Annotated in this window: 12 protein-coding genes and 5 tRNA genes; all 17 read left to right on the top strand. The window is 41.1% G+C overall.

All coding sequences use genetic code 11. From position 1 onward, the window contains the following. Nucleotides 1-102: 102 nt before the first annotated feature. The 17 genes from rpsU (at nt 103) to rpoC (ending at nt 15,209) form a co-directional block, all read left to right on the top strand. The gene (gene rpsU, locus J3P43_RS13860; protein ID WP_255903394.1) at nt 103-297 is read left to right on the top strand and encodes a 30S ribosomal protein S21; all 195 of its coding nucleotides are present in this window, start codon (nt 103-105) and stop codon (nt 295-297) included. 71 nt (nt 298-368) lie between these two features. Then, nucleotides 369-1,250, top strand: coding sequence for a phage lytic cycle repressor MrpR family protein (locus J3P43_RS13855; protein ID WP_255903392.1), 882 nt, complete (start codon nt 369-371; stop codon nt 1,248-1,250). A gap of 14 nt (nt 1,251-1,264) precedes the next feature. Next, on the top strand, nt 1,265-1,609 hold the full coding sequence (gene hpf, locus J3P43_RS13850; protein ID WP_255903390.1) for a ribosome hibernation-promoting factor, HPF/YfiA family: 345 nt from the start codon (nt 1,265-1,267) through the stop codon (nt 1,607-1,609). A gap of 188 nt (nt 1,610-1,797) precedes the next feature. Beyond that, nucleotides 1,798-1,870: transfer RNA gene (locus J3P43_RS13845), tRNA-Thr, on the top strand. Nucleotides 1,871-1,948: 78 nt separating this feature from the next. After that, nucleotides 1,949-2,029, top strand: a tRNA-Tyr gene (locus J3P43_RS13840). A gap of 159 nt (nt 2,030-2,188) precedes the next feature. Further along, nucleotides 2,189-2,261 (top strand) — tRNA-Gly (locus J3P43_RS13835). An 85-nt stretch (nt 2,262-2,346) separates the two neighbouring features. After that, nucleotides 2,347-2,418: transfer RNA gene (locus tag J3P43_RS13830), tRNA-Thr, on the top strand. A gap of 54 nt (nt 2,419-2,472) precedes the next feature. After that, nucleotides 2,473-3,660 carry an elongation factor Tu gene (tuf, locus tag J3P43_RS13825; protein WP_255903387.1) on the top strand — a complete coding sequence of 396 codons (1,188 nt, stop codon included), beginning with the start codon at nt 2,473-2,475 and terminating at the stop codon, nt 3,658-3,660. 109 nt (nt 3,661-3,769) lie between these two features. Continuing rightward, nucleotides 3,770-3,840: transfer RNA gene (locus tag J3P43_RS13820), tRNA-Trp, on the top strand. Between the two features lie 13 nt (nt 3,841-3,853). Continuing rightward, nucleotides 3,854-4,054 (top strand): preprotein translocase subunit SecE, encoded by a 201-nt coding sequence (gene secE, locus J3P43_RS13815; protein ID WP_255903385.1) that lies wholly within the window; start codon nt 3,854-3,856, stop codon nt 4,052-4,054. A gap of 4 nt (nt 4,055-4,058) precedes the next feature. Further along, a complete protein-coding gene (gene nusG, locus J3P43_RS13810) occupies nt 4,059-4,601 on the top strand; it encodes a transcription termination/antitermination protein NusG (protein ID WP_255903382.1) in 543 nt (180 codons plus the stop codon). Between the two features lie 135 nt (nt 4,602-4,736). After that, nucleotides 4,737-5,177 carry a 50S ribosomal protein L11 gene (gene rplK, locus J3P43_RS13805; RefSeq protein ID WP_255903380.1) on the top strand — a complete coding sequence of 147 codons (441 nt, stop codon included), beginning with the start codon at nt 4,737-4,739 and terminating at the stop codon, nt 5,175-5,177. A gap of 17 nt (nt 5,178-5,194) precedes the next feature. Further along, nucleotides 5,195-5,893 (top strand): 50S ribosomal protein L1, encoded by a 699-nt coding sequence (gene rplA / locus J3P43_RS13800; RefSeq protein WP_255903378.1) that lies wholly within the window; start codon nt 5,195-5,197, stop codon nt 5,891-5,893. A 2-nt stretch (nt 5,894-5,895) separates the two neighbouring features. Continuing rightward, complete coding sequence (rplJ, locus tag J3P43_RS13795) at nt 5,896-6,414, top strand: 50S ribosomal protein L10 (protein WP_255903376.1); 519 nt, start codon at nt 5,896-5,898, stop codon at nt 6,412-6,414. Nucleotides 6,415-6,473: 59 nt separating this feature from the next. Then, complete coding sequence (gene rplL, locus J3P43_RS13790) at nt 6,474-6,854, top strand: 50S ribosomal protein L7/L12 (protein WP_255903374.1); 381 nt, start codon at nt 6,474-6,476, stop codon at nt 6,852-6,854. Between the two features lie 156 nt (nt 6,855-7,010). After that, nucleotides 7,011-10,817, top strand: coding sequence for a DNA-directed RNA polymerase subunit beta (gene rpoB, locus J3P43_RS13785; protein ID WP_255903372.1), 3,807 nt, complete (start codon nt 7,011-7,013; stop codon nt 10,815-10,817). A gap of 99 nt (nt 10,818-10,916) precedes the next feature. After that, nucleotides 10,917-15,209 (top strand): DNA-directed RNA polymerase subunit beta', encoded by a 4,293-nt coding sequence (gene rpoC, locus J3P43_RS13780; RefSeq protein WP_255903370.1) that lies wholly within the window; start codon nt 10,917-10,919, stop codon nt 15,207-15,209. The last annotated feature ends 65 nt before the right edge of the window (nt 15,210-15,274 follow it).

The following is a 15,274-nucleotide window of genomic DNA, read 5'->3' as shown; positions in this document are numbered from 1 at the left end:
TACGTTTAAGTATTTAGTGAAAAAAACTTCCCGATTCATCTTTGATATTCAGATTTTTGCCGTAAATTTGCAATCCTTAAACGAGAGGAGGTATCAAAGATTATGATCATAATAAACGTAAAAGACGGAGAATCATTAGATAAAGCATTAAAGCGCTTTAAAAAGAAATTCGAGAAAACAGGAGTTTTAAGAGAGCTTCGCAGTCGTCAGGCATTTGAAAAAAAATCTATTACCCGTCGTACACAAGTTAAAAAGGCGATTTATAAGCAAGGCTTGAACCAGGAAGCTGGTATCTAGTTTTTCTCAATATATTTTCTAAATCAAAAACCTATTTGTATATTGCTTTTGCAGTACACAAATAGGTTTTGATGTTTATAGAACGTTTTACCAACTACCTTCAATACGAAAAACGTTTCTCAGCGCATACCGTAAGCGCTTATATACAAGACCTATATCAATTCGATAAATTTCTTTCCAAAAGCGAATCTGATTTTGCGACCGCAAGTCATTACGACATACGAAGCTGGATGGTTGATATGATGGATGCTAACGCCGAGCCCCGTTCCGTGCATCGCAGGTTATCTTCCTTAAGAACTTTTTACAAATTCCTTGAGCGCGAGTGCCTGGTAGAACTAAATCCAACGCTGCAGATTAAGGCTCCCAAAATATCAAAAAAGCTTCCGGTGTTTGTTGATGATAAAAAATTGAATGATCTGCTGGATAAAACAGATGGTTTCGATAGCGACTTCACCGGGTTGCGCGACAGGGTTGTAGTTGAGATGTTATTTGGTACCGGTATCCGCCTGGCCGAACTTATTACGTTACGTGCTTCGGATGTTAATACTTACGAGCAAACTATCCGGGTAACAGGCAAGCGCAGCAAACAGCGAATAATTCCTGTCAACGTTACCCTGATGAAGCTGCTCGATGAATATGCCGAAGCGAAATCAGCCGGGAAATTCGAGAACCTTTCGTCAGCATTAATCGTAACAAACGAAGGTAAGCCTGCTTATCCTAAGCTTATTTACCGTATAGTTAATAAATATCTGTCTAACATTAGTACTCATCAGAAAAAAAGTCCGCATGTGTTGCGGCACTCGTTTGCTACCAGCCTTCTAAACAAGGGGGCAGATCTAAATGCTATTAAGGAACTACTCGGACATGCAAGCCTCGCAGCCACGCAAGTGTATACACATAATTCTGTCGAGCGATTAAAAACAATTTATAAACAAGCCCATCCAAAGGCTTAAAACAAGGAGGAAAAATGAAAATTAGTGTTCAGTCTATCCATTTCAATGCCGATAGAAAGCTGTTGGCCTTCATTCAAAAAAAAGCTGATAAGTTAGATCAGTTCTTCGATCAGATAATAAGTGCGGAAGTTTATCTTCGATTAGAGAAGACGGAGGATGAATTAAACAAAATCCTCGAGATAAAACTAAATCTTCCGGGAAATATGCTTTTTTCTAAACAACAATGTAAATCGTTCGAAGAAGCTGCGGATCTGGCGACCGAATCGCTTCGTCGTCAGATAGATAGGTACAAGTCTAAACTCAATGTTCGTTTAAGTAATTATAAAACTGATTTTGTTTTAAATACGGCAAGTGCCTGATTAAAAAATATTTAAGAAAACCATGAAAATCCGGCCTGAAAACACTGCCGGATTTTTTTTTAAAAAAATTTTGCTGAGCCTTTAATTTGTGTAGATTTGCAGTCCCTTTCAGAGAGGTCCTTTTTTAAGAATTAATCACTGAGAGTTTTGTTCTTTAACATACGTTTTTTTTAAGTGTTTTAATACATGCCTCCTTAGCTCAGCTGGTAGAGCAACTGACTTGTAATCAGTAGGTCATTGGTTCGATCCCGATAGGAGGCTCATTAGATTTACGAATTAAGATTTTTGGTTTTTGATTTTGCAATCGTAAATCTGAAATCCCAAAATCGTAAATCGGCTGGGGGGATACCAGAGCGGTCAAATGGGACGGACTGTAAATCCGTTGCTTCGGCTACGAAGGTTCGAATCCTTCTCCCCCCACTGGAACAGATTGAAGGAAGAAATACCGAAGGATTGAATGTTGATATTCTATCGCTATTATTCAGTCCTCAATCATTATAACACACGGATGTAGACATTGAGGCCTGAAAGGTGTTTCAAATCTATATTCTAAATTTGGACCTCGGCTGGTTCAAAAAAGCGGAAGTAGCTCAGTTGGTAGAGCGATAGCCTTCCAAGCTATAGGTCGCGAGTTCGAACCTCGTCTTCCGCTCAGTAAAAAGTTAAGCAGTCGGCATTTGCCGTTTGCAGTTTTTTCATTTTGTGAGAACTGGTAAATGAAAAGCAAATAGAAATTAGCCGATGTAGCTCAGCGGTAGAGCACTTCCTTGGTAAGGAAGAGGTCATGGGTTCAAGTCCCATCATTGGCTCTTGAAGGTATTAATATAACATAAAAATTTAACCTACTAAATAAGTATAAAACAATGGCAAAAGAAAAATTTGACCGCAGTAAGCCGCACTTAAACATCGGTACTATCGGTCACGTTGACCACGGTAAAACAACGTTAACTGCCGCTATTACAAAAGTATTGGCTGATGCAGGTTTATCTGAAGCTCGTTCTTTCGATTCAATTGACTCAGCTCCTGAAGAAAAAGAAAGAGGTATCACAATCAATACAGCACACGTAGAGTATTCTACAGCTAACCGTCACTACGCACACGTAGACTGTCCAGGTCACGCGGATTATGTAAAGAACATGGTTACTGGAGCTGCTCAGATGGATGGCGCGATTATCGTAGTTGCTGCAACTGATGGTCCTATGCCTCAAACTCGTGAGCACATTCTTCTAGCTCGTCAGGTTGGTGTACCAGCACTTGTTGTATTTATGAACAAAGTGGATATGGTAGACGATCCAGAGTTGTTAGAGCTTGTTGAAATGGAAGTTCGTGAACTATTATCATTCTACGAATATCCAGGTGATGATATCCCTGTAATTCAAGGTTCTGCTCTTGGTGGTTTGAACGGAGATGCAAACTGGGTTGGTAAAATCATGGAATTAATGGAAGCTGTAGATAACTACATCCCAATTCCTCCACGTCTTACTGATCTTCCGTTCTTGATGCCAGTTGAGGACGTTTTCTCAATCACTGGTCGTGGTACAGTAGCAACTGGCCGTATCGAGCGTGGTGTAATCAATTCAGGCGAGCCTGTTGAGATCCTTGGTATGGGTGCTGAGAACTTGAAATCAACTGTTACTGGGGTAGAGATGTTCCGTAAGATCCTTGACAGAGGTGAAGCAGGTGATAACGTTGGTTTATTGTTACGTGGTATTGAGAAAACTGATATCCGTCGTGGTATGGTTATCTGCAAACCAGGTTCAGTAACTCCTCACACGGATTTCAAAGCAGAGGTTTACGTATTGTCAAAAGCTGAAGGTGGTCGTCATACTCCATTCTTCAACAAATACCGTCCTCAGTTCTACTTCCGTACAACAGACGTTACAGGCGAGATCACTCTTGCTGAAGGAGTAGAAATGGTTATGCCGGGTGATAACGTTACTATCACTGTAAAACTTATCAACGCTATCGCGATGGAAAAAGGTTTACGTTTCGCTATCCGCGAAGGTGGTAGAACTGTAGGTGCTGGTCAGGTAACTGAAATCTTAGCATAAATTCCAAATTCCGAAAGGGAATTGGATGCTGTTTAAAATAAACGCAAAGTACTCGGGTCTGAACGCCTGAGTACTTTGTACTTAAGTCCCTTTAGGGATTTAGGCTCATACGGGAATAGTTCAATGGTAGAATAGAGGTCTCCAAAACCTTTGATCAGGGTTCGAATCCTTGTTCCCGTGCTAAAGCTTCACAATGGCTAAAGTAGTAGAATTTTTAAAAGAGTCGTACGATGAGATGACCACTAAGGTCTCGTGGCCTACATGGTCTGAATTGCAGAACTCTGCAGTTATCGTACTTGTAGCATCATTGATTATTGCAGTAATGATTTTTGCAATGGATAATGGGATACGCACTATTATAGAATCATATTATCATTCAGTGACTAATGCTTAACACAATGAGTGACCAACTGAAATGGTATGTAGTAAGGGCTGTTAGCGGCAAAGAGAAGAAAGTAAAGCAATATATCGAGGCGGAGATAAATCGTCTTGGTATTTCTCATTTGTTGCCACAGGTTCTAATTCCTATGGAAAAGTATTACCAGATGCGTGACGGTAAAAAGATCGCTAAGGAAAGAAACTTTTATCCGGGTTACGTACTGATTGAAGCTAATCTTGATGGCGAGCTTGAGCACGTTATCAAAAATATTAACAGTGTAATCGGATTTCTTGGTGATAAGCAGGGAAATGCGGTTCCATTACGCCCGGCAGAGGTAAATCGGATACTTGGAAAAGTAGATGAAATGGCTCAGCAGGGAGAAGTCATGAATGTGCCATATTACGTTGGCGAGAACGTTAAAGTAATGGATGGTCCGTTTAATGGATTCACAGGTGTAATTGAAGAAGTGAACGAAGAAAAGAAAAAGCTGAAAGTAATGGTGAAAATCTTCGGGCGCCGTACTCCATTGGAGTTGAATTACATGCAAGTAGAGAAAGAGTAAAAAGATTCGAGGTATGAGTGCTGAGATATGAGAGCGTATATCAAATCTAGTGTCTCAAATCAAATCTAACTATAAAATCTTAATTGTTACATAGCTTCCAACTAACTAACATTGAGTATCAAATAATCAACAAAAATGGCAAAACAAGTTAGTGCGCTTATTAAATTACAGATTAAGGGAGGGGCAGCAAACCCGTCTCCACCAGTAGGACCTGCGTTGGGTGCTAAGGGTGTAAACATCATGGAGTTTTGTAAGCAATTCAATGCACGTACCCAAGACAAGCCAGGCAAAGTATTGCCAGTTGTAATTACAGTTTACGCTGATAAGTCGTTCGATTTTATCATTAAAACTCCACCGGTTGCTATCCAGTTAATGGAAGTTACTGGTATCAAGAGTGGATCAGCAGAGCCTAACCGTAAAAAGGTTGCGCAGGTTTCCTGGGAACAGGTAGAAACCATTGCTAAAGATAAAATGACCGACTTAAACGCATTTACTGTAGAGTCTGCCATGAGAATGGTTGCTGGTACAGCGCGCAGTATGGGAATTACCGTTAGTGGTAACGCTCCCTGGAATTAATTAATCAAATTAAGAAAGTGGCTAGATTAACAAAAAATCAAAAAAAGGCACTATCCAAAATTGAGGTAGGTAAAGCATATAGTTTACAGGATGCATCTGCTCTTGTAAAAGATATTACCACTACAAAATTTGATGCTTCTGTAGATATCGACGTTCGTTTGGGCGTAGATCCGCGTAAAGCAAATCAAATGGTACGTGGTATAGCAACATTACCTCATGGAACAGGTAAAACTGTCCGCGTTTTAGCATTAGTAACTCCTGATAAGGAAGAAGAAGCTAAAGCAGCCGGAGCAGATTACGTGGGTCTGGATGAGTATATCGCCAAAATTGAAGGTGGATGGACAGATGTTGATATCATTATCACCATGCCTAGCGTTATGGCAAAAGTAGGTAGACTGGGACGTATTTTAGGTCCTCGTAACCTTATGCCAAACCCTAAATCAGGTACTGTAACTACCGAAGTTGGTAAAGCAGTAACAGATGTAAAAGGTGGTAAGATTGACTTCAAGGTTGATAAGACCGGTATCATTCATACTTCAATAGGAAAAGTATCTTTCCCGGCCGACAAGATTTATGAGAATGCAGTTGAAATTCTTCAAACGCTTTCAAAATTAAAGCCTTCGTCGTCTAAAGGAACATATTTCAAGAGTATTCATATCTCTTCTACTATGTCTCCGGGAATCGAAGTTGAAACTAAATCAGTAGTGGGGATCTAATCATGAGAAAAGAAGAAAAACAAGAGATTGTTCAAGCTTTGTCTGAGCAGATCAAAGAGTACGGTAATTTCTATATTACCGATACTTCCGAACTAACTGTAGCAAAAATTAATACCATCCGTCGTAAATTTTTTGAAAACGGAATCTCTTTACAAGTAGCAAAAAATACCCTTATTCGTAAGGCTATGGAAGCTGCGGGCGTAGATTCTTCAGATTTTGACTCGGTATTAAAAGGTTCATCAACTATCCTGTTTTCATCAGTAGCAAATGCTCCTGCAAAATTGATTAAAGAGCTTAGAAGAACAGGTGATAAGCCAGTTTTAAAAGGCGCTTATATTGATACAGCAGTATTTGTTGGCGATAACCAGCTAGAAGCTCTTGCAACTCTGAAATCTAAAGAGGAGCTTGTTGGAGAAATCATCGGATTATTGCAGTCGCCTGCTAAGAATGTTATTTCTGCTCTTCAATCGGGTGGAACTACAATCGCAGGTTTAGTGAAAACATTACAAGAAAGAGGTTAAAACGGGCACCTTCAAGCTCCGTACATTTTAAAAAAGTATTGATTTAAAAATTAAATATAATGGCAGATTTAAAAGCGTTTGCTGATCAATTAGTAAACTTGACAGTAAAAGAAGTTAACGAATTAGCTCAGATCCTAAAAGACGAGTATGGTATTGAGCCTGCTGCTGCTGCAGTTGCAGTTGCTGCTCCAGCTGGCGGTGGCGATGCCCCTGCTGCTGCAGAAGAGAAAACTTCTTTCGACGTTATCCTTAAAGAGGCTGGCGGTCAGAAATTAGCAGTTGTTAAACTTGTAAAAGACCTAACTGGTCTAGGTTTGAAAGAAGCTAAAGATCTAGTTGACGGTGCACCTAAAGAATTAAAAGCTGGTGTTGCTAAAGACGAAGCTGAAGCTCTTAAAAAACAATTAGAAGAAGCAGGAGCTGTTGTTGAGATTAAGTAATCTTAACTCAATAAATAAATAGCCTTAGACTCCGGTTTTCACCGGGGTCTATTGCTGTTTGTATTGTACCCATTTTTGTTTGACTTTACAAGATTGGGGATAATCCAAAAAAACGAATAAGTCACAGTTTATTTTTTAAACTAAAATCTTAATCCATTGGCAAACAAAAATCAAAGCGAAAGAGTAAATTTTGCGACCAGCAAACACGTGATCGATTATCCCGATTTCCTGGATGTGCAATTGCAATCTTTCAGGGAATTTTTTCAATTGGAAACAACTTCAGACAATCGCCACTCAGAGGGCTTGTTTAAGGTGTTTGCTGAGAACTTCCCGATCTCTGACTCAAGAAACATCTTCGTTTTAGAATTTCTTGATTACTTTATTGATCCGCCGCGTTACGATATACAAGAGTGTATTGAGCGTGGTTTAACACACAGTGTTCCGTTAAAAGCTAAGTTACGTTTATCATGTAACGATGCCGAGCATGAGGATTTTGAGACAATTGTTCAGGATGTGTACCTGGGAACTATCCCCTACATGACTCCAAAGGGGACATTTGTAATTAATGGTGCAGAACGTGTAATTGTATCGCAGTTACACCGGTCGCCAGGTGTGTTCTTCGGTCAAAGCCGTCACACTAACGGTACCAAATTATATTCTGCCCGTGTAATACCTTTCAAAGGTTCTTGGATTGAGTTTGCAACAGACGTAAATAACGTGATGTATGCGTACATCGATCGTAAGAAGAAATTCCCGGTTACCACGCTTCTTCGTGCAATTGGATACGACTCTGATAAGGATATCCTGGAGTTGTTCGAATTGGCTGATGAGGTAAAAGTTAGCAAATCAGGCCTGAAGAAATTTGTTGGCCGTAAGCTCGCTGCAAGGGTTCTTAAGAAATGGGTAGAAGATTTTGTGGATGAAGATACAGGTGAGGTAGTTTCTATCGATCGTAATGAGATCATCCTTGAGCGTGAAACCATCTTAGAAGACGACCATATCGATATGATCATCGATGCTGGTGTTAAAACCGTTATCCTTTCTAAGGATGATGCGTCCAGCAACGCCGATTATTCTATTATATATAACACATTACAGAAGGATACTTCTAACTCTGAAAAAGAAGCGGTAGAGCATATCTATCGTCAGTTACGTAACGCTGAACCACCTGACGAGGAAACTGCGCGTGGTATCATCGACCGTTTATTCTTTTCAGACAAACGTTATGACCTTGGAGATGTAGGCCGTTACCGTATCAACCGTAAGTTGAAACTGGATACGCCTGATGCTACCAAAGTTTTAACGAAACAAGATATCATCGCGATAGTAAAATACCTGATCAAATTAATCAACTCAAAAGCTGAGGTGGATGATATTGATCACTTGTCAAATCGTCGTGTACGTACAGTGGGCGAGCAGTTATATGCTCAGTTTGGTGTAGGTCTGGCGCGTATGGCTCGTACTATCCGCGAGCGTATGAACATTCGTGACAACGAGGTGTTTACCCCAACAGATTTAATTAACGCACGTACACTTTCATCTGTGATCAACTCGTTCTTCGGAACCAATCAGTTATCACAGTTCATGGATCAGACCAATCCTCTGGCAGAGATTACGCACAAGCGTCGTCTGTCGGCCTTAGGACCCGGTGGTCTTTCAAGAGAGCGCGCTGGTTTCGAGGTTCGTGACGTTCACTACACTCACTATGGAAGGTTGTGTACCATCGAAACTCCGGAGGGACCAAACATCGGTTTGATTTCATCACTTTGCGTTCATGCCAAAATCAATAATCTCGGTTTCATTGAAACACCTTATCGTAAGGTAGACAACGGACGCGTGGTTGTTGAAGAGCCTGTTATCTACTTATCTGCTGAAGATGAGGATGGAAAAACAATCGCTCAGGCAAATGCATCGTATGATGAAAAGGGAAATTTCGAAACTCCACGTGTAAAAGCGCGTTTCGAGGGTGACTTCCCAATTATCGAGCCAGACAGACTTGATTTGATGGACGTTGCTCCTAACCAGATCACTTCTATCGCTGCGTCATTAATTCCGTTCCTTGAGCATGATGATGCTAACCGTGCATTGATGGGTTCAAACATGCAACGCCAGGCGGTACCATTGCTTCGTCCTGAAGCGCCAATTGTTGGTACAGGTTTGGAAGGTCGTGTTGCCCGTGATTCACGTACGTTGATCAATGCGGAAGGAAATGGTGTGGTAGAGTATGTGGATGCAAACGAAATCCGCATCACTTACGAAAGAAACGAAGACGACAGACTGGTTTCTTTTGAAGGCGAGACAAAATCATACCGTTTAACAAAATTCAAAAAAACCAACCAAAGCACTTGTATCAACTTGAAGCCGATCGTTAAAAAAGGTCAGAAAGTTGAAAAAGGACAGGTTCTCTGTGAAGGATATGCAACTCAGGATGGTGAATTAGCATTAGGAAGAAACCTTAAAGTGGCATTCATGCCTTGGCAAGGTTTCAACTTTGAGGATGCGATTGTAATTTCTGAGCGTGTTGTATCTCAGGATATCTTTACGTCTCTTCATATTGAAGAGTTTGAATTAGAGGTTCGTGATACAAAGCGTGGAGAAGAAGAATTGACACCGGATATTCCAAACGTTTCTGAAGAGGCTACTAAAGACCTTGATGAAAATGGTATCATCCGCGTTGGCGCTGAAGTGAAAGAAGGTGATATTTTAATTGGTAAGATTACTCCGAAAGGCGAGTCTGATCCTTCACCGGAAGAAAAGCTTCTTCGTGCAATCTTCGGAGATAAAGCAGGTGATGTGAAAGATGCGTCTTTAAAAACTCCGCCTTCAATCAGTGGTGTGGTTATCGATACAAAGCTATTCTCACGTGCTAAGAAAACAACTAAAGCTGAAGAGAAAGCAGCCTTAGAGAAATTGGATAACGGTCATTTTAAAGCGGTGAAAACTTTGAGAGATGGCCTTATTGATAAACTTTTCACTATCGTGAACGGTAAAACTTCTCAGGGCGTATTTAATGTCTACAAAGAGTTGTTAGTACCGAAGGGAGCTAAATTCACTCAGAAAATGCTTGCCGACCTTGAGTTTGCAAACATTAATCCAACTAAATGGACAACTGATGAAGATAAAAACGAGCTGATCAAGCAATTGCTTCACAATTATAACATTAAGCTAAACGAAGAGCTTGGTGCTTACAAACGTGATAAGTTCGCGATCAGTGTTGGAGATGAGCTTCCATCAGGAATTGTACAGATGGCTAAAGTCTACATCGCTAAAAAGCGTAAGCTTAAAGTGGGTGATAAGATGGCCGGACGTCACGGTAATAAAGGTATCGTTGCACGTATTGTTCGTGATGAGGATATGCCATTCCTGGAAGACGGAACTCCTGTAGATATCGTTCTTAACCCGCTCGGCGTACCTTCGCGTATGAACCTTGGACAGATTTACGAAACTGTTTTAGGCTGGGCAGGTAAGGAGCTTGGAATTAAATTCGCTACCCCTATTTTTGATGGCGCGAGTCATGAAGAAGTGGAGGAGTGGGTTTCTAAAGCAGGCGTGCCAGCATCAGGAAGAACATATTTATACAATGGCTTAACAGGCGAGCGTTTTGACCAGCCAACTACAGTAGGTATTATCTACATGCTGAAACTGGGTCACATGGTTGATGATAAGATGCACGCACGTTCAATCGGACCATACTCATTAATTACACAACAACCTCTGGGTGGTAAAGCTCAGTTTGGTGGTCAGCGTTTTGGTGAGATGGAGGTTTGGGCACTTGAGGCATTCGGTGCAGCTAACATTCTTCAGGAGATCTTAACGGTTAAATCTGATGATGTTGTAGGCCGTGCTAAAACATACGAAGCGATTGTTAAAGGTGAAACCCTTCCAACTCCTTCAGTTCCTGAATCATTCAATGTATTGGTTCATGAGTTAAGAGGTTTAGGTTTGGAAATCACGTTAGACTAAGGTTAAGGGCAAAAGCTAAAAAGGTAAAAGGTTTTCGGGCGGTGCCAGTACCTTTTACCTTTCACCTCAAAACCTTTCACCTTCAATAAAAAAAGAGATATGTCTTACAAGAAAGATAATAAAATCAAAAGTAACTTCACCAGCATTACGATCAGTCTTGCATCTCCTGAGTCTATCCTGGAGCGTTCAAGCGGTGAGGTTTTAAAGCCGGAAACCATTAACTACAGGACTTACAAGCCTGAGCGTGATGGTTTATTCTGCGAAAGAATTTTCGGTCCGGTAAAAGATTTCGAATGCCATTGCGGTAAATACAAACGTATCCGTTACAAGGGGATCGTGTGCGACCGTTGCGGTGTAGAAGTAACCGAGAAAAAAGTACGTCGTGAGCGTATGGGACACATTAATCTTGTGGTTCCTGTTGCGCACATCTGGTACTTCCGTTCTCTTCCGAACAAGATTGGTTATTTGTTAGGTCTTCCTACCAAAAAACTAGATCTTATTATTTATTACGAACGTTACGTTGTTATTCAGCCGGGTTTGAAAGAAGCTGACGGAATAGCGAAAATGGATTTCTTAACAGAGGAGGAGTATCTTGACATCCTTGATACTTTACCAAAAGAGAACCAATATTTAGACGATAAAGATCCGCAGAAATTTGTGGCTAAAATGGGTGCTGATGCATTAGAGGAGTTATTGAAACGCCTTGATCTGGATCAGTTATCTTACGATTTACGTCACCAGGCAGCTAATGAAACTTCTCAACAACGTAAAAATGAGGCTTTAAAACGTCTTCAGGTTGTAGAAGCTTTCCGTGGAGCACGTGCTAATATTGAGAATCAGCCGGAGTGGATGATCGTTAAGATCGTACCTGTGATTCCACCAGAATTGCGTCCGTTGGTTCCATTAGAAGGCGGTCGTTTCGCGACTTCGGATTTGAACGATTTATACCGTCGTGTAATTATCCGTAACAACCGTCTGAAAAGATTAATCGAGATTAAAGCTCCGGAAGTAATCCTACGTAACGAAAAACGTATGCTTCAGGAAGCGGTAGATTCATTATTTGACAACTCACGTAAGGTGAACGCTGTTAAAACTGAAGGTAACCGTGCTTTGAAATCTCTTTCTGATATTTTAAAAGGTAAACAAGGTCGTTTCCGTCAGAACTTACTCGGTAAACGTGTGGATTATTCAGCACGTTCAGTAATTGTTGTAGGACCAAACCTAAAGCTGCATGAGTGCGGTTTGCCTAAAGACATGGCTGCAGAGCTATTCAAACCATTCATTATTCGTAAGATGATTGAAAGGGGAGTAGTTAAAACAGTTAAATCGGCTAAAAAGATCGTTGACCGTAAAGACCCAATCGTTTGGGATATTTTGGAAAACGTATTAAAAGGACACCCAGTGTTACTAAACCGTGCGCCTACGCTACACAGGTTAGGTATCCAGTCGTTCCAGCCAAAATTAATTGAAGGGAAAGCGATCCAGTTGCATCCACTTGTTTGTACTGCATTCAACGCGGATTTTGATGGTGACCAGATGGCGGTACACGTACCACTAGGCCAGGCTGCGATCCTTGAAGCGCAAGTGTTGATGCTTGCTTCTCACAATATTTTGAACCCTGCAAACGGTACGCCGATTACAGTTCCGTCACAGGATATGGTTTTGGGTCTTTATTATATTACTAAAGGCCGCAAAACTGATGCCGGTAGAGTGGTAAAAGGCGAGGGACAGACTTTCTATTCTGCAGAAGAGGTACTCATTGCTTATAATGAGAAAATGATCGATCTGCATGCTTTCATCAAGGTTAAGGCTAAGGTGAAAGAGAAAGATGGTACTATCGTTAGCAAGATCATTGATACTACAGTAGGACGTGTATTGTTTAATCAGCATGTTCCTGAAGAAGTGGGATATATCAACGAACTTCTTACTAAGAAGTCACTTCGTGATATTATCGGTGAAGTAGTTAAAAACACGGGTATGGCTCGCGCGGCTCAGTTCCTTGATGATATCAAAGAACTAGGATTCCAAATGGCTTTCCGTGGAGGACTATCGTTCAACTTACAAGATTTAAATATCCCTGATTCTAAGGTTACTCTTATCGCGCAGGCTTCTAAAGAAGTAGACGAGGTAATGAATAACTATAACATGGGATTCATTACCAATAACGAGCGTTACAATCAGATCATCGATATCTGGACTCGTATCAATAACCGTTTGACAGCTAACGTAATGGAGATTTTATCTTCAGATAATCAAGGCTTCAACTCTGTGTATATGATGCTTGATTCAGGAGCCCGTGGTTCTAAAGAGCAGATTCGTCAGCTTTGCGGAATGAGGGGATTGATGGCGAAACCTCAAAAATCAGGTTCCGGTGGTGAGATTATCGAAAACCCGATTCTTTCAAACTTTAAAGAAGGATTATCGGTTCTCGAGTACTTTATCTCAACTCACGGTGCGCGTAAAGGTCTTGCGGATACGGCGTTAAAAACAGCGGATGCTGGTTACCTAACCCGTCGTTTGCATGACGTTGCACAGGATATGATTGTTGGTGAAACAGATTGCGGTACTTTAAGAGGTATTTTCACAACTGCCCTTAAAGATAACGAGGATATTGTTGAGCCTTTATACGAGCGTATCCTAGGTAGAACCACCTTGCATGATGTTTACGACCCCATTTCTAATGAATTATTGATTCCTGCAGGACACGATATTACAGAAGAAATAGCTACCCGTATAGAAGCGTCTCCTTTAGAAGGAATTGAAATTCGTTCGGTTCTTACCTGCGAAAGTCAGCGAGGAGTTTGTGCATTATGCTACGGACGTAACCTTGCAACAGGTAAACGTGTTCAAGCTGGTGAAGCTGTCGGTGTAATTGCCGCTCAGTCGATCGGTGAGCCGGGAACGCAGTTAACCCTTCGTACATTCCACGTGGGTGGTACCGCATCTAACATTGCTGCAGAATCTTATATCAATGCGAAATTTGAGGGTGTAATCGAGTTCGAAAACATCAGAACTGTTCCTTACGAAATTGAAGAAGGACCTGTTGACGTAGTATTAGGCCGTTCAGGTGAGTTCCGCATTATTGAGCCGAACAGTGGCAGAGTAATCGTTACCAATAATATTCCTTATGGCTCTTATCTTTTCGTAAAAGAAGGAGATAAGGTTTCTAAAGGGGATAAGATTTGTAGCTGGGATCCATATAACGCGGTAATTATATCCGAGTTCACTGGTAAAGTTGAGTTTGAGGCTGTTATCGAAGGTGTAACCTTCCGTGAGGAATCAGATGAGCAAACTGGTCACAAGGAGAAAGTAATTATCGATACAAGGGATAAAACTAAAAACCCTGTTATTAAGATCGTGGATAACACTGGTCAGGCTGTTAAAGGATACAATATCCCGGTAGGTGCACACATTTCAATTGACGAAGGTCAGAAATTGAAAATGGGTGAAGTTATCGCTAAGATTCCTCGTTCGACAGGAAAAACCCGTGATATCACCGGTGGTCTTCCTCGTGTAACTGAGTTATTCGAGGCTCGTAACCCATCTAATCCTGCTGTTGTAACCGAAATTGACGGAGTTGTAACTTTAGGAGGTGTTAAACGTGGTAACCGCGAAATTTCTATCGAATCCAGAGATGGTCAGATTAAGAAATATCTTGTCCCTCTTTCTAAGCACATCCTTGTACAGGATAATGACTTTGTTAAAGCTGGTATGCCTTTATCAGATGGTTCTATTTCTCCTGCGGATATCCTTGCGATTAAAGGACCTGCAGCAGTTCAGGAATATTTGGTTAACGGAATTCAGGAAGTTTACCGTTTACAGGGTGTGAAAATCAACGATAAGCACTTTGAGGTGATTGTTCACCAGATGATGCAGAAAGTGATGATTGAAGATCCGGGAGATACCCGTTTCCTTGAGAAAGATGCTATCTCTCGTTGGGACTTCATGATCGAGAACGAAGATATTTACGACAAGAAAGTTGTTGTTGATCCGGGAGATTCTACGAATCTTAAACCAGGTCAGATCATCACTCTGCGTAAGCTGAGAGATGAGAACTCTGCTCTGAAACGTAAAGACATGCGTTTGGTTGAAGCGAGGGACGCAATTCCTGCAACATCAAGCCAGGTTCTTCAGGGTATTACCCGTGCATCATTGGGTACTAAATCGTTTATCTCTGCGGCTTCCTTCCAGGAAACTACCAAAGTATTGAACGAGGCAGCTATCCACGGTAAACGTGATAACCTGTTAGGTCTGAAAGAGAACGTAATTGTTGGTCACCTGATTCCATCGGGAACCGGATTACGTAGCTATGAGCGTATCATCGTTGGATCTCAGGAAGAATATGATAAACTATTAGCTTCTAAAGAAGAGGTTGTAGAAGAAGAAGCGTAAGCTTGTTCTGAATGACATAATCTGAAGTCCCCGCTGAAAGGCGGGGACTTTTTTGCTTTAGATTG

Origin of the sequence: Paradesertivirga mongoliensis, from assembly GCF_024436395.1 — a bacterium.
Classification (GTDB): Bacteria; Bacteroidota; Bacteroidia; order Sphingobacteriales; family Sphingobacteriaceae; genus Paradesertivirga; species Paradesertivirga mongoliensis.
The sequence above is the reverse complement of the archived record's forward strand: the minus strand, read 5'-3'. Positions and strand labels throughout refer to the sequence as shown.